Raw genomic sequence first — 19,198 nt, 5'->3', positions numbered from 1 at the left:
CCTTTTTCTTACTGCCGGTTTTGCTTAATCCGGCAGTTTGAACGCCATCACATAGTCACCCTGCTTGGTGCCCAGGGAACCATGACCGCCGGCCATGACCAGCACGTACTGCTTGCCGTCCTTGCCGGTGTAGGTCATTGGTGTGGTTTGCGCGCCTGCCGGCAGGCGGCCTTCCCACAACTGCTTGCCGTTTTTCACGTCATAGGCACGCAGGTACTGGTCAAGGGTACCGCTGAGGAAGGACACGCCACCGGCGGTGGTAAAAGTCCCGCCCAGGCTTGGCACGCCCATGGTCAGTGGAATCGGAACCGGCGAGCTGTCACGCACGGTGCCGTTCTTGTGCATCCAGATGGTCTGGTGGTTGGTCAGGTCGACCGCGGCCACATAACCCCACGCCGGCGCCTGGCACGGCAGGCCCAGTGGCGACAGCATGGCTTCGAGGATCACACCGTATGGCGCGCCTTTGTTCGGCTGCACGCCTTCGGTTTCGCTGACCCGTGGGCCTTGCTTGGCAATGTCGGCGGCCGGGATCAGTTTCGATTTGAACGCCATGTAGCTTGGGTTCACGAACGCGATCTGGCGAACCGGGTCGACGGAAATGCCACCCCAGTCGAACACGCCGAAGTTACCTGGGTAAACGATCGAGCCCTGCAGCGACGGCGGGGTGAACGGACCGTCGTAGCGCATGGATTTGAAGTCAATCCGGCACAGCATCTGGTCGAACGGCGTCACGCCCCACATGTCACGCTCCTTGAGGGGCGGTGGCATGAAGTTCAGGTCGGACTTCGGTTGGGTCGGTGCGGTGTGATCGCCGGCCACTGCGCCTTGCGGTACAGGGATTTCATTGATCGGCACTACAGGCTGACCGTTCGAGCGGTCGATCACGTAGATGCTGCCTTGCTTGGTCGACGCCATCACCGCTTGCTTCACGCCGTCAGCGGTCTTGATGTCGATCAGCGAAGGCTGGCCGCCCACGTCCATGTCCCACAGGTCATGGTGAGTGAACTGGAAGGTCCACTTCACGTGGCCGCTGTCGATGTCCAGGGCAGTCAGGCCGGCGCTGTACTTCTCGGAGTCCGGAGTCCGGTCGCCGCCGTACTGGTCGGGCATCTGGTTACCCATCGGCAGGTAGAGCATGCCGAGTTTTTCGTCCACCGCGAACATCGACCACATGTTTGGCGAGTTGCGGGTGTAAGTCTTGCCCTCGGCCAACGGGGTGGTGTCGTCCGGGTTGCCGCTGTCCCAATTCCACACCAGCTTGCCGGTGTGCACGTCGAACGCACGGATCACGCCGCTAGGCTCGTCGGTGGAGACGTTGTCGGTCACGTGACCGCCGATTACCACCAGGTTCTTGGTGACGGCCGGTGGCGAGGTGGAGTAGTAACCGCCCGGGGCGAAGGTGCCGATGTTGGCACGCAAGTCGATCTGGCCTTTGTCACCGAAGTCTTCGCACATCTTGCCGGTGTCGGCGTTCAGGGCGATCAGACGGGTGTCGGCGGTAGGGACGAAGATGCGTTTCGGGCAGGCATTCGGCGCGGCGGCCGGGCTGGCGCTGCCAGTCGGGCTCTGTTCCGAGGCATACACGGCATCATCGTGATACGACACGCCACGGCAGGTCATGTGCGCCCAACCCTTGAAGTTGGCAGCGCCTTCGCTGCTGATCTTCGGGTCGAAACGCCAGATTTCCTTGCCGGTGTCCGGGTCCAGGGCAATCACCTGGCTGTGGGGCGTGCACACGTAGAGCATGCCGTTGACTTTCAGCGGGGTGTTTTCCGCGGTGGTTTCACCGGGATCGCCTGGGCCAGGGATGTCGCCAGTACGGAAGGTCCAGGCTGGAACCAGCTTGTGGGCGTTTTCCGGAGTGATCTGTGCGAGTGGCGAGTAACGATCACCGAAGGCCGAACGGCCGTAGGAGTTCCAGTCACCATCAGCCTGGGCCGGCGCAGTGCTGGCCATGCCCGGTACCGCATCGCGGTCCAGCTGGCCTTTCTTGACCATGGCGCCCGGGTCGGTGAATTGGCTGGCCAATGCAGCGGCGCCGGCCAGTACGACGGCGACGCTCAGCGCGCCAGTGCCCAGCGGCGAGGCTTGGCCACGCAGCAACGGACGGCGGAACCACGGGAGCAGCATGACGATGCCGAGGGCAAACAGCAGGGCCAGGCGCGGTACCAGTTGCCACCAGTCCAGGCCGACTTCCCACAGCGCCCATACGGTGCTGGCAAACAGCACCAGTGCGTACAAGCCCAGCGCCGCACGGCGTGTAGCCAGCAGCAACAGGCCTGTGACGGTGATGCCGAGACCGGCCAGCAGGTAATACAGCGACCCGCCGAGCATGCTCAGCTTGATCCCCCCGGCCAACAAGGCCAGGCCCATTATCAGCAGCAAGATCCCCAGCAGCCTGGGCAGCAGGCGACTTGGACTTGAAGCACCATCAGTGCTCATAGTGTGGTTCTCCGTTACGTTTTGAATTGATTGCGCACAGTTCACTGTAGATGACGTTCCGGCGCAGGCTTGGTTCAGGGCTAATTCGTTTTCTTCAGAATTTACTTACAACGTCAGAATGAGCTTTGCAGCTTGATCCCGCCGATGAGCGCGTCATCCACCTGGGCCACGGCTCCGGGGTGACGGATGTATTGCAGGTTCGGGCGCACCGTCAGCCACTGGGTGACATGGATGCCGTAATAGAGCTCAGCGCTGTATTCCGTGTGTTGAATCGGCAGGTAGGATGGGTCATCGAAGTCGTATACCGCGTGGGCCTGGTTGCTTGCCTCGGCATTCTTGCGGTAGGCCGGGTTGACGTGCACCCGGGCCACGGCGAAACCGATATCGTCCTTGGCGCGGGCGTCGAACAGGCCCTTGTAGACCACGCCGGCTTGCACGTAGTTATCCACAGCGTTGGTTTTCTTGTCGTGCATCGTGCCGTTGGCGAACACGTTCAAGCCCCGAGAACGGTCGCTGGCCAGGCTGGTGACTTGCTGCTGCACCCCCAGCCACACCCCGTGCTTGCTGGAGGCGCTGCGATAGGCCTCGCCGCTGAGGGCTGCCGGCTGGTCGTTGCGGTCTTTATACACATCGCTGGCCTTGGCGCTGCTGTAGTAGTAGCCGGCGCGGTATTCTCCGGGCAGGCCGTTCAGCGTAGGCGTCCACACCAGCTCAACCGGGAGCAGGGCGCCTTGGGTGCCGCTGCCGCTGAGCTTGAAGCCATTGCCGCGATCGAGGTTGGACGGGTTCTGTTCGTAGGCGCCGACCTGGGCGTACAACTCGGGCGTCAGGTGATATTTGACCCGCAACGCCCACTGGCTCACCGGCCAGTTGTACCAGATGCTGCCAACCCAGTTACCGACCTGCGAGCCGCAGAATGCGAGATTCTGGAAGTCGCAGGGGAAGCTGTTGAAGTCTTCACCTTCGCCAAAGCGCCCGGCCTTGATGTCGAGCTTTTGGTCGAAGAATTTCTGCTGGTACCACATCTGCGTCAGGCGCCAGGTCTGGCCACGGCCCCAGACTTCCTGGGACGAGGTAAAACCGCCCACACGCGGATCGTTGACCCGGTCATTGGTGATGTTGTTGCCGCTGCGCTCGGTCACCGTCAACTGGAACTCGGCGTCGTGCCAGCCGAGGATCTTCTGCAGATCCAGGTGCGTGCCCAGGCCGAATTGGTCGCTGTAGCGCGCAGTGCGGTCGTGATCCGAGCCGCCGTGCAGGTTGCTGCCCATTTCGCCGGTGTAGTCGAATTTGAAGTCGTAGCCTTGTTGAGACAGCGCTGTCCGAGTGCCGCCGAAATCACCCAGCATCCACGGTGATTCAGCGTCAAAGGCAGGTGCGGCCTGGGCACAGTTGATCAGGCCGAACGGTAACAGCGCAGCGCACAGGCGCAGGTTTGGGAAAGCAGGCATAGGCAAAATGGGGTCTTAATATTTTATGGTTTTGAAACGCAAACAGCGGCCTGGCGCGTTCGCACAAGGGCGTTGAACACGGGCGGTCGATGGTTTGGTGGAATGATGAAACGTTTCAGTTTGTTGCTGACAAGGATAAAGCCCTGGCGCGGGGAGAGAAAGGGCTAAACGGAAGATGGATTCTTTCGGAATTGGTAATAGTGCGCTGGATCGTCGGATTTGGTAGCAATCTGTGCGTTGGTTTGTGTTTGAGGGCGTGGTTATCTGCGTCACCAAAACAGATGGGGGGTCGACATGGAAGGCGACGACAACGTAGGTGAGGCAAAGGCCGTAACAGCCGGGGAACTAGTCATTATTCTCGGTCAGTATCACAGTGCAATTGCTAGGCTCGGCTCCGGCATCATTAGCTTGTCCGGTGCGCTCAAACATAGTGAAGACGTGGATGTAAAACAGGCGGCAGATGAAGCATGGGTGAAGCTGAATGAGTTTATCGACTGCATGGAAGGTGTAGCTGATGGACTGAATGCTTTGACCCAAAAGAAGGAGGCCTGAAATGGCGAATGACCTCAAGGATAATGTGAGCTATCTTCGCCAGGAGTACCGTCAAGGTTCGTCATCAGGCTACGACCGCAAAGGCGGCGCAGGCGGTGGGGGCAACGGAGGAGAAAACGATTTGGAAAAGCGTATTTCACAAGTTGAGGCAAGATTGGAGCGCGTCGAGACGAAGCTGGATGGCATGCAGGAGCACATGGCCACCAAGTCCGATCTGATGCAGACCAAAATCGACCTGCTCGAAGCAACCTCCAGGTTGGATCTCTCAATCGCCAATTTCAGAACGGATATGCAATCGTTGGAAACCCGACTGCTGAAATGGTTTGTCGGAACAGCTGGCGCCTTGTCTGCCATCGCCTTTGGCGTCGCCCGACTCGTCCACTGACGTTTTCCGTTCGAAGCCCGGCTTCCCGCCGGGCTTTTTGGTTTTTAAGCCAACTTCGCCAAACACTCTTCAAGAATATCCAGCCCTTCCTCCAGCACCGCCGCTTCAATCGTCAACGGCGCCAGCAGGCGGATGATATGCCGCGATTTGCCGCTGGGCATCAGCAACAAACCCGCCTCGCGGGCCAGTGCCAGCAGCTGGGCCAGTTGTTGTGGCGCCGGGCTGCCGTCGGCGTTGGCCAGTTCGATGCCACGCATGGCGCCCACGCCGGTCAAGCGGCCTAGGTAGGGGGAGAGCCTTTTCGAACACCATGATTCATAGCGACTGACGATCGCTTCTTCCTGCTGCGCGCCCCAACCTTGCAGGTGCTCGTCCGTCATTTCATCCAGGGTGGCCAAGGCCGCCGCGCAGGCAATCGGGTTACCGGAGTAGGTGCCGCCGAGGCCGCCTTTGGGCAGGTTGTCGAGCAATGTCTTGCGACCCACCACCGCACCCAACGGCACACCGCCGGCGATGCTTTTGCCCAGCAGGATCAGGTCCGGTTCGATGCCCAGGCGTGAGAAGGCGAAGCGCTGGCCGGTGCGGCCGAAGCCGGACTGGATTTCATCGGCAATCAACAGGATGTTTTTCTCATCGCAGAAGCGTCGCAGGGCCTGGGCAAATTCCACGTCCAGCGCCAGGAAACCACCTTCGCCCTGCACGGGTTCGATGATGAAACAGGCTACGTCGTCGACGTCGATTTCCACGCTGAACAGGCGGTCCATCGCCTTGAGTGCTTCGCCGCAGGTCACGCCGTTGTCGCGGCTGGGGTAGGGCAGGTGGAACACCGGCCCCGGCAATACGCCGACTTTTTGCTTGTATGGCGCGACCTTGCCATTGAGATTGAGCGTCGCCAGCGTGCGCCCGTGAAACGCACCGTCAAAGGCGATGACGGCGGTGCGGCCAGTGGCGCCGCGGACAATTTTCAGGGCGTTTTCCGCCGCTTCCGCGCCACTGTTGGTGAGCATGCCACTGACCGGGTAATCCACCGGGATGAATGCGGTAAGACGGTCCATCAGTTCGATGTAGGGCGCGTGAGGCGCGGCATTGAAGGCGTAGTGGGTGAGCCTGGTGGCCTGGTCGCGGATCGCCTCCACCACACGCGGGTGGCAGTGGCCCAGGTTGAGCACGCCGATGCCGCCGACGAAATCGATGAAGCGCTTGCCGGTGGTGTCCCAGACTTCGGCGTTCCGGCCATGGCTGAGGCTGATGGGGTGGACGATGGAAATCGACTGGCTGATGGTTTCGCGGCTCATGGATCCGGGACTCAAGAATAGGATGCGTCCTTTTATCTAAGCCGTGAGCCGCCTTGCCCCGCAAACGAAATAAAGTCGCCGGGTCATTATTAAAAGTCGGGATGTGCTATGGCGAGGGAGCAAGCTCCCTCGCCACATCCACCATCCAGTTCAGGAACGCCTTCACTTTCGGGATCTCCCCGGCATGCTCGGCATGGGCGATAAAGTGCGCGCCGGCACTCGGCATTCTGTAATCCCAGGGGATCATCAGGCTGGCGTTCGCCAATTCCTCGGCCACCAGATACTGTGGCACCAACGCCACGCCGTACCCCGATTGCGCGGCGCGGATGCACATGTAGAACGTGTCGAAACGCGGCCCGTGGTAGCTGTTTTGTGAGTGCAGGCCCTGTTCCAGAAACCACTCGTGCCAGGCTTCCGGGCGCGAGGTGCATTGCAGCAAGGTGTGGCGGGACGAGGCGTCGCTGCCAGCGGCAACAAACCCGGGGGCACAGACCGGCACCACGGCTTCGCGAAACAACTCGATGCAAGTTGCCCCCGGCCACGCTCCCTGGCCGAAGAAAAACGCGATATCCGCCTTGGCCTGCAACACGTCGAACGGCTCCAGTTCGTTGCGCACGTCCAGATGGATATTGGGATGGCGCGCGGCAAAATCCTTGAGCTTGGGCACCAGCCAGCGGTCACCGAAGGTCGGCTGGGTGGCGATGCGCAGCACTTCGGTCTCGCCACCGTAGGTGAGGATGTAGCGGCTGGAAATATCCACCTGGTTGAGGATCTTGCGTACTTCCTCCAGGTACAGCGAGCCCGCCGGCGACAGGTACAAACGCTGGCGCACCCGCTGGAACAGCGGGTGGCAGAGCATCTCTTCGAGCTGTGCCACCTGCTTGCTCACCGCGCTCTGGGTCAGGTGCAGTTCTTCGGCAGCGCGGGTGAAACTCAGGTGGCGGGCGGCAGCTTCGAAGCACTGCAGGGCGGTCATCGAAGGGGTCAAGCGTTTCGAGATCATGAGAAGTTCATTCCAAATCGGAAGGAGCCTTTGCCTAAACGTCGTTTGTGGCCAAGGTGTAAAGCCGTTGATACTGACCGGCAACACTATAAACGGCGCGGGTTTGTGGCGCCGAATAATAAAGACCGACAGGGAGCGCCTTGCATGAAGCACATGAAATCCACGTTGGCGGCATTCACCGCCGCAGCACTATTGGGGCTGGCCGCAAGCGCACACGCGGGGGCGACCCTGGATGCGATCCAGAAGAAGGGTTTTATCCAGTGTGGGGTCAGTGATGGGTTGCCGGGTTTTGGCGTGCCGGACGCCAACGGCAAGATGACCGGCATTGATGTGGACGTGTGCCACGCCGTCGCCGCAGCACTCTTTGGTGACGCGTCGAAAGTGAAGTTCAGCCAGTTGACCGCCAAGGAGCGTTTCACTGCGTTGCAATCCGGCGAGATCGACCTGATTTCCCGCAACACCACCTGGACCAGTTCCCGTGACGCGGGCATGGGCATGGTGTTCACCGGCGTGACCTACTACGACGGCATCGGGTTCCTGGTGAACACCAAGCTCGGTGTGAAGAGCGCCAAGGACCTGGACGGCGCGACCATCTGCATCCAGGCCGGCACCACCACCGAGCTGAACGTCTCGGATTACTTCCGCGCCAACGGCCTGAAGTACACGCCGATTACCTTCGACACTGCTGACGAAAGTGCCAAGGGCCTCGAAGCGGGCCGCTGCGACGTGCTTACCACCGACCAGTCGGGGCTGTACGCCCAGCGGATCAAGATGGCTCACCCGGATGAGTTCGTGGTGTTGCCGGAAGTGATTTCCAAGGAGCCATTGGGCCCGCTGGTGCGCAAGGGCGACGACGAGTGGTTCAGCATCGTCAAGTGGACGTTGTTCGCCATGCTCAATGCCGAGGAAATGGGCATCACTTCGCAGAACGTTGAAGAGCAAGCCAAGTCCAGCAAGAACCCGGACGTCGCCCGTTTGCTCGGCGCAGACGGTGACTACGGCAAGGACCTGAAACTGCGCAAGGACTGGGTCGTGCAGATCGTCAAGCAAGTGGGCAACTACAGCGAGGTGTTCGAGCGCAACATCGGCCAGGGCAGCGTGCTGAAGATCAAGCGCGGCCTTAATGCCCTGTGGAGCAACGGCGGGATCCAGTACGCGCCGCCGGTTCGCTGAGGTTTCACGAAGAAACCGTGTCCTTGCCCGCCGCCTTGGAGCGATACAACGCCTGATCGGCCCTGGCCATCAGGCAGGCGGGTGACTCATCGTTGCGTCGCTCTACCACGCCGAGGCTCAACGTCACCTTGAAGCTGCCCACGGCGGGCAAGTCCTTGAGCGCACAGCGCATTCGCTCGGCCAATTCCCGCGCGGTCTCCAACGTGCTTTTGGGCACGATGACCATGAATTCATCGCCGCCCCAGCGGGCCAGCAAGTCGCCGTGGCGAATGCAGGCCTCCAGGCATTCCACCACGCGCACCAGGGTTTCATCGCCTACGGCATGGCCGTGCTGATCGTTGATGGGCTTGAAGTCGTCAATGTCCATGGCGATCAGTGACAGCGGCAGGCGAAACCGTTGGGCGCGAGCGCACTCTTCCAGCAGGACGCGTTCAAGGCGGTAACGATTGGCCACGCGAGTCAAGGCGTCGCGTTCGGCCAGGGAGCGATTCTCGTCCAGTTGCAACTGCAGTTGTTGATTGACCCGCGACAGCTCGCGGGTGCGCTCGGCCACCAGGGCTTCAAGGGATTGATTGCGGCGCTCCAGCTGTTCGATGGACTGTTTGCGCGCCTGGATACTGCGGTGGGCGCCGACCATGCGTGCCACCGAGCCGTCGTCGTTACGTGCGATCACGTAGCCGCGGTCTTCGATCCACAGGTAGGAGCCGTCTTTCTTGCGGCAGCGGTATTCGGCTTGATAGTGAGTGGTGCGGCGGTTGATGTAGTTATCAAACAGCACCATCACTTGGGGATAGTCATCGGGATGAATCACGTTTTCCCAGGTGAATACGCTGTTTTCCAGGGAGTGATGGGCATAGCCGAGCATTTCGTACCAGCCGGGGTTGCGGTAGACGAACCCGGTGTTGGCGTTCCAGTCCCAGATCCCGTCGCTGACCAGCTCCATGATGGCATGCAGCATGTCGGCGTTAAGGTCGCAAAAGTCCTTCCTTGACGGTTCGCTGCCGGATGTATCGTCCATTGCGCACTCCCTGCGTGGACTGGCTCCTGGGGCCAGCCAAAATTGATGCCGATACTCCGTGGCTGGCGGTACTGTACAACGGCGCCTTGGCGCTTAGAAGGGGGTCTTTGGTCTAGTGAGAGTGTGGCTAAAAGCCACTACTTGCTTGGGTTCAGCTTCTGATCAGGCGCCGCCATCCTGGTCCTGGGCGCCCCATTGGCATTGTGCTGATAAGTCGCCTCAGGCTGCCCCTGCCGGTTAAAAAACACCTGCCCGATCCCGGCAGAATTCCAGAGCCGTTCGCCCGCTTCAGCGTGTTCCGGAATATGCGGCACTACCTGCATGAGTCGGCGACGGGTGAACCAGTTCAGCGGTGAGCGCGGTGAGTAGAGCCATCGATTGAGACGGTCGAACCATTCCAGCAAGCGCGGCGGGAATTCGTTCTTGATGCCGCTGCTGGTGATCTGCCAGATTTTTGGGCCGGCATTGCGGTGGCGAATCAGCACTTCATAGACGAACGAGTAGTGCACGTCTCCCGAGAGGATCACGTAGTTGCCCGGTGTGCGGGAGTGACGAAAGATGTTGAGGATCACCTGTGCCGCGCCGCGGTGGGCCATCCAGTTTTCCGCGTCCACCAGCAGCGGGTAGCCGCACCAGCTGAAGGCCTTCTGCACGGTTTCGATCAGTTTGACGCCGAAGATCGGCGCCGGTGAAACGATGATCGCGCAAGGGTGATCCAGCAGCTCCTGTTGCAGTTCGCTCAGTGCTTCCCAGTCCAGCAGGCCGGAGGGTTGCGTGAGGTTGAACTCGCTGCGCCAGCGCCGGGTACGGGTGTCGAGCACTACCAGTGCGGGGATGGTGGGCAGCACGTAATGCCATTGCTGGAACTTCAGCAGGTCATCCACCAGCTCATCTTGAGCGACAGGCTGCAGGTAGTTGTCGTGGGCCTGTGTGGTGAGCGCCAGGGTTTTGCCGATCACCGTATCGAACGCATCCGGGTTATTGCCCCAGCCCTGGCACAGCATGTAGGCCAGCAGTGCGTTGCCGATGATGCGCTTGGAGAACGGATGCCCGTAGGCGGTTTCTTCCCATTGGGCGCTGAGGTTCCAGTCGTCGGTGATGTCGTGATCATCGAAGATCATCAGGCAGGAGAGGTGGGCGAACACCCTGGCCACGCCACCCAGGCCGTCACGGAACGTGTCGATCTGCACTTGCTCGTGCCCATAGCGTACGTGCCCTTCGGCGCGCAGTTGCGGCGCTTGCGGGGTGATCAACTGCCACGGTACGGGCGACCACGCCAGCAGGTACATCGCCATGACTTCGGCAAAAGTCACCAAGTGGTTGTCGGCGCTGCTGCTGGTGAAAATAGGCTTCTTCACCCCGCCAAAAAAACGCTCGCGCAGGGTCTCGTTGCTCTTCAGGGCGGGCAACAGGTCGGCTCGATGGTAGTAGCTGGCGGCATGCTCATAAAGCGCGGCGCTGTTGTCGACGACGGCACCGTCGAGGTGTTCATCGAACAGGCCGAGGCGCGTGATCAGCGCATGAATGGCCCGCAGCATCGGCCCCGCGACATCGTCGGCGTAGACCTGGTCGCCACTCATCATCAACAAGGCCGGGCGTTCCTCCAGGGTGTTCGATTCGGCCAGCAGCCGGTCGACACACAGCAAACCGTCGGCTGCGCTGTGATGGGGCTTGCGGCAGGAACCGTGGACCAATTGGTGGATGCGGCTGTGCAGGACGAAATGCGGGCCTTGTGCGCCCGGGTAGAGCAGGTGCGGCGCCCATTCGGCGATACCGGCACGGTTTACCAGCAGGTCGTAGCCGATGCTCACGTCCTGGGGCAGGGCTTCCGCCAGCGGTACGTCGATCAGGTGGATAAAGGCCTGGCGCCCGACGGGCACCACCTTGCATTGGCTGGCGTCCAACTCGATATCGAGCGCCGCGCCTTGGGCGACTTGCAGCCTCAGGGTCAATGCCAGGGGACGACTTCCCACCAGCCACATCACCAGGCGCCGCGGTTCCAGGCGTCGCAGCAACGGGCCGGCGAGTACAGCGGGAAGTGTGTCGGGGTGAGGCATCAAGGCAACGGCACTGGGCAAGGTTGGGCCGAAAAGGTAACGCATTGAATGTCAGCGTTTTGTTAAGGCGCGATACCCGGGCGAGCCGCAAATTACCCGGCGCCCACTGGCCCGGGCTATAAACCTTTCATCTCAAATCATGACTGCGTGGCGCAGGTCTCGCCTTCGGCAATCATCCAGCGCAGCACTTCGGCCAGGGCCACACTGTGCTGGCGCTCGACCCAGCGCACACCCTGCGGGCTGTACCGTTCGATATAGCGGCTCAGCACCAGGCGGCCCTGCTCCGACGACAGGCTCAGGCGGGTCTCCCGGCAGAGCAGGGCGCTGGTCCCGCGTTTACGAACCTGACGTTGCAGGACCAGTGAGCTTGATTCAGAAATCATCGCCGGCTCCCTGCGCACAACTATCGGCCTGAGGCGACGTCGCTCCCTGCTTGCCCTCCAGCACAAAGGCCGCGCGGTGTTCGGCCACCACGTTACGCAAGGCACTGTAGTAGTCCGGCAGCTTTTGCAGGCTGTCGGTCAGCGGCAGCAACGAGGCGCGCGTGTCCACTGTGCCACCCACCAGGCTGATGGTGCCCAGGGTTTGCACGGTATCGCTGTCGCCCAGCGGCGCCACCAGGAAGTTCAGGACCTTGCCCGCCGCATCGCGGCTGTTGCCGGTGCCCAGCAACGGCAGTTCGACAATCGGCCCGTTGCCAATCCCCCACACGCCAAAGGTCTGGCCGAAGTCGGCGGTGTGGCGAGGGATGCCCAGCGGGTCCGAGACATCGATCAAGCCGACGATCCCCACGGTGGTGTTCACCGCAAAACGTCCCAGGGTGTTGATCGAGCGCCGTGGGTTGCCTTGCAGCAGGTCGTTGATGAAGACCTTGGGTTCGCTGAAGTTGCTGGCGAAGTTATGCACACCTTGCTGGAAAAACTCCGGCATGTATCGGTAGCCTCGGGCTACAGGCGCCAGGGCGTAGTCATCCACCGCGCGGTTGAAGGCGAACACGCCCCGGTTGACTGGTTCGGCGGGGTCATACACCGGGTAGGAAACCTGTGCGCAGCGTGTGGTACTCGTTACGTTGGCCGGGCTCGCGCAGCCTGTGAGGTAAGACACAGTCAGCAACAACACCGCCTGGCGAGCCAGGTGCTGGGGGTACGTCAGCGAGCGCATGGGGTCAGTCTCCGGGAAAAGGAAGCCGATGCTGGCAGCCGCAGCTTGCGCAAAGATGTCTGCTTTATTGCGCCGTTGACGCTTTATTGCACGATTGAAATATATGACGGGCCGCGTCGAATGGTTTTAGATGGCGCATCGACAAGACCAAGTGATGCCCATCGGTGAGCCATCTTTTAATCGTGGACGATGACCTCGAGGTCCTCGCCCTGCTGAAGAAATTCTTCCTGCAACATGGCTACACGGTCGAGACCGCCGCCAATGGCGCCGAGCTGTGGGCGGCCATGGAGCGTACACCTGCCGACCTGATCATCCTCGACCTGATGCTGCCGGGGGATAACGGCCTGTTGCTGTGCCAGCGCCTGCGCCAGCAATACGCAACACCGGTGATCATGCTGACCGCCATGGGCGAACTGAGTGATCGCGTGGTGGGCCTGGAAATGGGCGCCGATGATTACCTGAGCAAACCTTTCGATGCCCGTGAATTACTTGCCCGGGTGCGCGCCGTACTGCGTCGGGCGGGTGAAAACCGGCCAACGTTGGGCGACGTGTCGCGCCCGCTGATTCGTTTCGCCGGCTGGCAACTGGACCTGACGCGCCGTGAGTTGCGCTCGCCGGACCAGGTGATGATCCCGTTGTCGTCCGGGGAGTTCGACCTGCTGCTGGTGTTCGTCGAACACCCGCAGCGCGTGCTCACCCGCGAGCAATTGCTGAACCTGGCGCGGGGCCATAGCCACGACGCGTTCGACCGCAGCATCGACGTGCAGGTCAGCCGCCTGCGACGCAAGCTGGAGTTCGACACCAAGCGCCCGGCGATGATTCGCACGGTGCGTAACGGCGGTTACCAGTTCACCGTCGCGGTGACCCGCCCATGAGCCGCTTCAAACCCCGGGACACGGTGGCCCGCTGGATTGCCCTGACCATCCTGATTGCGATGCTCACTGCGCTGGCCTTCAATGCGCTGTTTGTACAACTGGCTGGCGTTTGGGCCAGGCCGCCGTTGGGTGAAACCGGCCTGTTGGAGAAGGTCGCGGTGATCGTGCGGATGATCGAAGCGGCGGAGCCGTCCCAGCGCGCGCAACTGACTCGGGCAGTGGCCGATGACAGCTTCAATGTGAGTTGGTCGGCCACCCGCACAGGCATTGATGTGCCGGTTCTGGAAGACCCGGGGTTTCACTCCGACCAGGTGTTCAAGCAGCTGCTCAAGGGGCCGGAGCGGCGAATGGAAGCCTACGAACCGTCCGACTGGCCTGGCCCCGGCGGGCGCTATGCGCTGGTGGTGCAACTGGTGGATGAATCCTGGCTGATGTTCAGCGCGCCGTCGCGCAGTTGGGGCCTGGCGGAAGGCCCGCGAAGCCTGATCGTGCTGATGCTGGTACTGATTTCCACCGCGCTGGTCACGCTGATCGCCACCCGGCGCCTGGCCCGGCCGCTGCAGTATTTCGCCCAGGGTGTGCGACGTTTCGGCGCCGACTTTCGTGCGCCGCCTATCGAGCCGGTCGGCCCCCAGGAAATCCGCCAGGCGATTCTCGCGTTCAACGGCATGCAGGCGCAGTTGCAGCACTTCATCCAGGACCGCACCCAGATGCTCGCCGCGATTTCCCATGACCTGCGTGCGCCGCTGACCCGCCTGCGCCTGCGGGGGGAATTCATCGAAGATGCCGACCAGCAGCACCGCCTGTTCCGGGATGTCGACGAGATGCAGGCGATGATCAACACCGCGCTGGAATTCTTTCGCGACGATGCGCGTCTGGAACAGGCTACCCAACTTGACCTCGCTGAGTTGCTGCAAACGCTGATTGACGATTACCGCGACCAGTCCATCGACATCACCTTCAATGGCCCGCCACGGCTGGTGTATTTCGGTCGCCCGCTGGGGCTCAAGCGAGTGATGACCAACCTGATGGACAATGCGATCCACTACGGGCGGGCGCCGGAAATCGAACTGCAACAGAGTCCGGGCGTGGTGACGATACGGGTACTGGACCGTGGCCCGGGCATCCCGCAGGAGCAGCATGAGCAGGTGTTCCTGCCGTTCTTTCGGCTGGAAGGCTCACGCAATAAAAGTACCGGCGGGGTCGGTTTGGGCCTTTCCACGGCACGGGCGATTGTCCTGGAACACGGTGGAACGCTGACGTTGGAGAATCGCCCGTGTGGCGGGTTGGCCGCCGTGGTGGTGTTGCCGGTTTAGGAAGGCTTAAACCCTCACGGCAAATTGCCTTTTCCCAGATCAGTCAGATTACCGCTATTCGACTGAAAAATTTGCTGGTTGGAGCTGCTACGCGAGGGCTCATCGTTTGGTTTGGGGGCCGGCTGAACAGGTTGGACGGGTTGAGTGGCTTGAGGCGAATGAGTGGGTTGATTGAAGGATTGGATATGGAAAGCGCTGCCAATGATTGGAAAGGACATAGATGTTGGCTCTCATTAGAAAGGACGTGAAGTGCGCATTCACCTCCCTTTGAGTGCGTCCTGATCAGTGGCCCTGGCCCGGTCCGGCGTTCCGGGCCTTTGGGTTTCCATATGCTTCGCCGTCTCGATGAGGCGCCGTTTCAAGCCGGCTTGGGCACCGTAAACCGAAACTCGCTGCCTCGCCCCAACTCACTCTCAGCCTCGATCCGCCCGCCGTGGGCCTGCACGATGCCTTGGGTGATGTACAAGCCCAGGCCGCTGCCGGTGGGATTGTTTTCGGTTTGCGTCCAGTAGCGATCAAACACGTGAGGCAACTGATCAGGGGCGATCCCTTCGCCGGAGTCACGCACCGAAAACACGATCTCTTCGCCATTGCTCAACGCACTGATGCCGATATTGCCCTGGCGCGGGGTGAACTTGATGGCGTTGCCGATCAGGTTCGACAGCACCTGGAACAACCGTTCCGGGTCGGCATGGATTTGCAGCCCGGGTTCGGCATTGAAGGACAGGTCGATGCCCTTTTCCATCGCCAGGGGCGCGAGCAGTGAATAGGCCTCCTCGAACATCTGGCTCACGTCCAGGGCCACCGGCTTGACGGTGTAGCGCCCGGCTTCGATCTTCGAGGTGTCGAGCAAATCTTCCAGCAGCACATTCATGCGCCCGGCGGCTTGTTGCATGGTATCGATGGCCGAGGAAATCCGTCGCGAGGTGTGTGGGCCATCGGAACTGAAGGCCTTTTGCATCATGCCGCAGAGCATCGAGATCACCGTCATCGGGTTGCGCAGGTCGTGGGAAACCACCGCCACCAGTTCATCCCGGGCGCGCACCGCCTGTTGTTCACGCAGCACCTGGCGGGCCAGGTCATTTTCCAGGGCCGAGCGGCGCAGGTCGTTGGCGGCGAAGCGGTCACCGTGGCTCCATTTGGTGGAAATGCCGGCCATCTCCACCTTCCAGATTTCAAACGAGGTGCGTGGGCGAAGGTGCAGGCCCGCGTCGGTGCTTTCCAGGTCCAGGGGTTTGTTCGGGTCGCCGCTCCAGTTGATGTTTTCCTTCACTTCGGGACGAAACCACAACACGCCGTTGTCCACCGGCTTGGGCAAGCTCATGGCCAGCACGCCACTGGCTACGTGCTGGTATTCAGCCGCCGGCGGGTAAACCGAGGCCAGGTTATGGCTGGCAAACACCGGCTGCCCGGCCTCTTGCAGCCACTTGTGCAGGGCGCGAATCTGCGCAGGTTCCGGGCAATTGCCGTAGCGGTGCAGTTGCTTGTCTTCGATGATTGCCACACCGCCTGCGAGGGTCAGGTCCATCAGCAATTGCGGACGCTGCGCCAGGCCATCGAAGACGTTTGCGGGCGAGGCCTGCATGGCCTGGCTGAGCAAGGCCAGGGCCTCGACTTTTTCTTCGCGCTGGCGGCTTAGGTCCAGGGCCTCCATGGCGCTGATCTGCAACGACAGCACCTGGCCGATGGTCTGGCACGCGGTGCGCAAATCATTGGGCACCAGCAGCGGCTGGCGGTTGCCGCAACTGATCAGGCCCCAGAGTTTGTCGCCCGCCATCAGGGAGATGCTCATGGACGACAGCACCCCCATGTTTTTCATGTACTGGCAGTGAATCGGCGACACGCTGCGCAGGGTGGCGAAGCTCAGGTCCAGGGGCTGGCCGGTGTCCGGGCGCAACCTGGGCACCAGCGGCACTGCCTCGTAATCGGCATTGGGGATGATCCGCAGCCAATTGGTGCGGTACAGCTCCCGGGCTTGTTCGGGGATGTCAGACGCCGGGAAGAACAGGCCGTTGAACAATTCCATCGACGGGGCGGACGCTTCGGCGATCACCTGGCCGTGGCCTTCCTCTTCGAAACGATAAATCAGCACCCGGTCGTAGCCGGTCATGGCCTGGATTTCGTTGACGCTGATTTCATACAAGGCTTGCAGGGTTTTCGCCGCCTGCAGGCGTTGCAGCATCTTGCCCAGGTTGCTGGTCCGGCCATTGAGTGCCCGCGGCTGGAAGTCCTTGAGCCGTGGTTCGAACTCCAGCACCAGTACATCCTGATGGCGGTGCAGCAAGCCTTCGAACTCGGCGCCGTTGAGGGTCATGTGCAGCGGTGCGGCGTCGAAAAAGCTGTTTTGCGTGACCATGGCCCGGACGGCTTCGGCATGTTCAATGCCGATCAATGTGTGCAGCGGCTGGCCCAGCAGGGATTCCGGTGAGTGGTTGAACAGTTCGGCTACGTTGGCGCTCACCTGCACGATATGCAGGTCCGGCTCGGACAGGGTCAGCAGCGCACCGTGGGGCTGGATGGCCCCCGGGAAGCGGATGGGTTCGTCTGCACAGTTGGCAAGCAACTCTTCAAAATCTTCGGGTTTCATAGCAGTACCTCCTGGCTGTCGAGCCATTGCTCAAAGCAGCTGAATGTCGAGCGGGCCGCGTTCACGGCGCGCAGTTTGGCGTGCGCATCGAGGGGCACATGGCTCAGGTAGTCGAGAAAGTCTTTCCAGCGCCGACCGGTTTCGGCGCCGTACACGTTGAGAAACGCGCCGCCGTTGTCGGCATCCAGTCCGAGGCGCTGGGCCATTTCCCGGCGCAGGATCTGCCCGCCCAGGGTGGCACCTTCCAACACATACAGCGCGCCCAGGCAGGCGGCCGGCGTGTCGAGGAGCGGTAGCGACATGCAATGGGGAAGGGCGGCGATGGCTCGGGCGTCCAGGCCCAGGGCGTGAAGATCCGTCAGCAAGGTGGGAGTTTTGCGACGCAGCATCTGATCAAACCCCACGGGGATCAAGCCGCTGTCGTTCAGCGTCGTTTCCAGAGGGTTGTAGAACCCGTAATAGGCCTGGAGCAGGCGTTTATACCGAGTGTGATCGAGCTGCGGGGAGAAAAACGGCAAGCGCTTTTCCAGGGCGACGTGCAGTAAAGCGGTACCCGAGCGCAGGGCTTCAAGTACAGGGGGCGCACTAACGTCATGGGCCTGTGAATGCATTCAGTAAACTCGAACTGGGGGCCTGCTGGCCATGTAAGGTTGCTTAATAACTGACCGCAGGAGTCGCCGTGAAGTTCGCCTTGGCTGATATCGCGATGCTATCAGTGCATGGGCGAACCCTGCACCAGGGCCGACTGCACGCAGTCGATCAGGCGCTTGGTGGTCCATGGCTTGGGCAGGAACCGCACGGTGCTGCCCAACTGCGAGGCCATTGCGGTGTTGCCCGAGGTCAGCACCACCGGCAGCGTCGGCCAGCGATGGGCGACCACCTTGCTCAAGTCGTAGCCATTGAGCAGGCCGGGCATCTGGATATCGCTGACAATCAAGTCTACCGGATCACTGGCCCGTTCAAGAAAAATCATTCCTTCGTCTGCGGACGGGAACGAGGTCACCACCGCGCCGAAATCCTCCAGTACATCTACCATCAACGAGCGAATGATTTCGTCGTCTTCCAGCACCAATATCGATGGCTGAGCCATGATCCTTACTCCACCATCCGGGTTAAGTAAGGTGGAGTGGGGCGCCGTTGAATAGGTTCGATTGGATGTTTTTTTTGCGATGGGTGGTCATTTGGTTGCCTTTGAATTGCGTCAGGGCAGGGCGCTCCACTGGCGAAACCTGCTAGAAGCGTTCATCCAGCAGCGCCGGCAATGTCAGCTCCTTGACGAAACTGGCGCCGGACAGGCTCAAGACCATACGCACCACCTGCACCACGTCATGCACCGGAATCAATTGGCCCTCACCGCGCTGTTCGGCCTGGGTGCGTGAGGTGCTCAAGGAATCTTCGGTATTCAGATAGCCCAGGTTCAGGCAAGTGACACCCAGGCGTTGCTGGCGATAGCCTTCACGCAGCGCATCGGCGATGCCGCGCAAGGCGAATTTCGAGGCGCCGAACGCCACTTCGGGCCGGCCGCTCTGGGGCAGTCCCGAGGTCGAGCCGGTGAGGATGATGCGCGGCTGAGGGCTCTTCAATAACACCGGCAGCAGCCGCTTGATCAACAACAGCGGTGCGGTGATGTTGCAACTGACGATGGCTTCCAGTTGCGTGTCCTCGTCGGTGAGAAAGCTGTACGCCGGATCAAACGCCCGCGCCTCCCAGATGCCCAGGTTATAGATCAGTGTGTCCAGCCCGCCTGCCGCCACCGCCTGCTCGATGACGTGCGCCGCTTGGCCAGGCATGCCAAGGTCTGCTTCCACCCAGCGCACCTCGGCGCCAGTGCTGCACATCAAGGGATCAGGGCGACTGCGGGACACCCCGATCAGCGTATCCCC

Annotated in this window: 17 protein-coding genes; 5 read left to right on the top strand and 12 right to left on the bottom strand. The window is 61.3% G+C overall.

The annotated features are described in order from the left end of the window. Positions 1-24: 24 nt before the first annotated feature. Both HX873_RS23300 and HX873_RS23295 read right to left on the bottom strand, forming a co-directional pair. Entirely contained in the window at positions 25-2,442 is a 2,418-nt protein-coding gene (locus HX873_RS23300) for a glucose/quinate/shikimate family membrane-bound PQQ-dependent dehydrogenase (protein ID WP_008438499.1), read from the bottom strand. 113 nt (positions 2,443-2,555) lie between these two features. Next, positions 2,556-3,893, bottom strand: a complete 1,338-nt coding sequence (locus tag HX873_RS23295) for a carbohydrate porin (RefSeq protein WP_177123262.1) — start codon at positions 3,891-3,893, stop codon at positions 2,556-2,558. Positions 3,894-4,187: 294 nt separating this feature from the next. Here HX873_RS23295 and HX873_RS23290 point away from each other — a divergent pair, with 294 nt between their 5' ends. Next, positions 4,188-4,445, top strand: coding sequence for a hypothetical protein (locus HX873_RS23290; RefSeq protein ID WP_003210383.1), 258 nt, complete (start codon positions 4,188-4,190; stop codon positions 4,443-4,445). 1 nt (position 4,446) lies between these two features. After that, positions 4,447-4,830, top strand: coding sequence for a DUF1640 domain-containing protein (locus HX873_RS23285; RefSeq protein ID WP_003210382.1), 384 nt, complete (start codon positions 4,447-4,449; stop codon positions 4,828-4,830). A gap of 44 nt (positions 4,831-4,874) precedes the next feature. On the opposite strand, the gene HX873_RS23280 is transcribed toward HX873_RS23285, so the two are convergent. Together HX873_RS23280 and HX873_RS23275 are read right to left on the bottom strand one after the other, a co-directional pair. After that, a complete protein-coding gene (locus HX873_RS23280) occupies positions 4,875-6,125 on the bottom strand; it encodes an aspartate aminotransferase family protein (protein ID WP_087695157.1) in 1,251 nt (416 codons plus the stop codon). A 106-nt stretch (positions 6,126-6,231) separates the two neighbouring features. Continuing rightward, positions 6,232-7,128, bottom strand: coding sequence for a LysR substrate-binding domain-containing protein (locus HX873_RS23275; RefSeq protein WP_003210377.1), 897 nt, complete (start codon positions 7,126-7,128; stop codon positions 6,232-6,234). Positions 7,129-7,272: 144 nt separating this feature from the next. On the opposite strand from HX873_RS23275, the gene HX873_RS23270 reads away from it, so the two are divergent. Further along, on the top strand, positions 7,273-8,301 hold the full coding sequence (locus tag HX873_RS23270; protein WP_008438485.1) for an amino acid ABC transporter substrate-binding protein: 1,029 nt from the start codon (positions 7,273-7,275) through the stop codon (positions 8,299-8,301). A gap of 4 nt (positions 8,302-8,305) precedes the next feature. Here HX873_RS23270 and HX873_RS23265 read toward each other — a convergent pair whose 3' ends face one another. The 4 genes from HX873_RS23265 to HX873_RS23250 form a co-directional block, all read right to left on the bottom strand. After that, the gene (locus HX873_RS23265; protein ID WP_023659140.1) at positions 8,306-9,319 is read right to left on the bottom strand and encodes a diguanylate cyclase; all 1,014 of its coding nucleotides are present in this window, start codon (positions 9,317-9,319) and stop codon (positions 8,306-8,308) included. A 137-nt stretch (positions 9,320-9,456) separates the two neighbouring features. Then, positions 9,457-11,376, bottom strand: a complete 1,920-nt coding sequence (locus HX873_RS23260; protein ID WP_177123268.1) for an alkaline phosphatase D family protein — start codon at positions 11,374-11,376, stop codon at positions 9,457-9,459. Positions 11,377-11,513: 137 nt separating this feature from the next. Then, entirely contained in the window at positions 11,514-11,759 is a 246-nt protein-coding gene (locus HX873_RS23255; protein ID WP_177040128.1) for a hypothetical protein, read from the bottom strand. Next, a complete protein-coding gene (locus HX873_RS23250) occupies positions 11,749-12,537 on the bottom strand; it encodes a VacJ family lipoprotein (protein ID WP_177123261.1) in 789 nt (262 codons plus the stop codon). The genes HX873_RS23255 and HX873_RS23250 overlap by 11 nt, the downstream gene beginning before the upstream one ends. Positions 12,538-12,701: 164 nt before the next feature. Between HX873_RS23250 and HX873_RS23245 the strand changes: the two genes are divergently transcribed. Beyond that, positions 12,702-13,412, top strand: coding sequence for a response regulator (locus tag HX873_RS23245; protein WP_177123260.1), 711 nt, complete (start codon positions 12,702-12,704; stop codon positions 13,410-13,412). Continuing rightward, positions 13,409-14,728 carry an ATP-binding protein gene (locus HX873_RS23240; RefSeq protein ID WP_102368174.1) on the top strand — a complete coding sequence of 440 codons (1,320 nt, stop codon included), beginning with the start codon at positions 13,409-13,411 and terminating at the stop codon, positions 14,726-14,728. Before HX873_RS23245 ends, HX873_RS23240 begins: the two co-directional genes overlap by 4 nt. Before the next feature lie 358 nt (positions 14,729-15,086). On the opposite strand, the gene HX873_RS23235 is transcribed toward HX873_RS23240, so the two are convergent. From HX873_RS23235 to HX873_RS23220, 4 genes are all read right to left on the bottom strand, one after another. Then, on the bottom strand, positions 15,087-17,315 hold the full coding sequence (locus HX873_RS23235; RefSeq protein WP_177116677.1) for an ATP-binding protein: 2,229 nt from the start codon (positions 17,313-17,315) through the stop codon (positions 15,087-15,089). Next, positions 17,312-17,926 carry a biliverdin-producing heme oxygenase gene (locus tag HX873_RS23230; RefSeq protein ID WP_003210363.1) on the bottom strand — a complete coding sequence of 205 codons (615 nt, stop codon included), beginning with the start codon at positions 17,924-17,926 and terminating at the stop codon, positions 17,312-17,314. Before HX873_RS23230 ends, HX873_RS23235 begins: the two co-directional genes overlap by 4 nt. A gap of 101 nt (positions 17,927-18,027) precedes the next feature. Next, the gene (locus HX873_RS23225; protein WP_003210361.1) at positions 18,028-18,405 is read right to left on the bottom strand and encodes a response regulator; all 378 of its coding nucleotides are present in this window, start codon (positions 18,403-18,405) and stop codon (positions 18,028-18,030) included. A 142-nt stretch (positions 18,406-18,547) separates the two neighbouring features. Beyond that, positions 18,548-19,198 (bottom strand): SDR family oxidoreductase (locus HX873_RS23220; protein WP_177123259.1); only part of this gene is annotated, 651 nt, incomplete at its 5' end.

It is taken from the genome of Pseudomonas sp. P7758 (genome assembly GCF_013386485.1).
Classification (GTDB): domain Bacteria; phylum Pseudomonadota; class Gammaproteobacteria; order Pseudomonadales; family Pseudomonadaceae; genus Aquipseudomonas.
This window is presented reverse-complemented; position numbering and strand designations above follow the sequence as displayed.

Coding starts and splice junctions, on each gene's coding strand:
- HX873_RS23300 (WP_008438499.1), bottom strand. CDS start 2,442: ATGAGCACTGATGGTGCTTCAAGTCCAAGTCGCCTGCTGCCCAGGCTG.
- HX873_RS23295 (WP_177123262.1), bottom strand. CDS start 3,893: ATGCCTGCTTTCCCAAACCTGCGCCTGTGCGCTGCGCTGTTACCGTTC.
- HX873_RS23290 (WP_003210383.1), top strand. CDS start 4,188: ATGGAAGGCGACGACAACGTAGGTGAGGCAAAGGCCGTAACAGCCGGG.
- HX873_RS23285 (WP_003210382.1), top strand. CDS start 4,447: ATGGCGAATGACCTCAAGGATAATGTGAGCTATCTTCGCCAGGAGTAC.
- HX873_RS23280 (WP_087695157.1), bottom strand. CDS start 6,125: ATGAGCCGCGAAACCATCAGCCAGTCGATTTCCATCGTCCACCCCATC.
- HX873_RS23275 (WP_003210377.1), bottom strand. CDS start 7,128: ATGATCTCGAAACGCTTGACCCCTTCGATGACCGCCCTGCAGTGCTTC.
- HX873_RS23270 (WP_008438485.1), top strand. CDS start 7,273: ATGAAGCACATGAAATCCACGTTGGCGGCATTCACCGCCGCAGCACTA.
- HX873_RS23265 (WP_023659140.1), bottom strand. CDS start 9,319: ATGGACGATACATCCGGCAGCGAACCGTCAAGGAAGGACTTTTGCGAC.
- HX873_RS23260 (WP_177123268.1), bottom strand. CDS start 11,376: ATGCCTCACCCCGACACACTTCCCGCTGTACTCGCCGGCCCGTTGCTG.
- HX873_RS23255 (WP_177040128.1), bottom strand. CDS start 11,759: ATGATTTCTGAATCAAGCTCACTGGTCCTGCAACGTCAGGTTCGTAAA.
- HX873_RS23250 (WP_177123261.1), bottom strand. CDS start 12,537: ATGCGCTCGCTGACGTACCCCCAGCACCTGGCTCGCCAGGCGGTGTTG.
- HX873_RS23240 (WP_102368174.1), top strand. CDS start 13,409: ATGAGCCGCTTCAAACCCCGGGACACGGTGGCCCGCTGGATTGCCCTG.
- HX873_RS23235 (WP_177116677.1), bottom strand. CDS start 17,315: ATGAAACCCGAAGATTTTGAAGAGTTGCTTGCCAACTGTGCAGACGAA.
- HX873_RS23230 (WP_003210363.1), bottom strand. CDS start 17,926: ATGCATTCACAGGCCCATGACGTTAGTGCGCCCCCTGTACTTGAAGCC.
- HX873_RS23225 (WP_003210361.1), bottom strand. CDS start 18,405: ATGGCTCAGCCATCGATATTGGTGCTGGAAGACGACGAAATCATTCGC.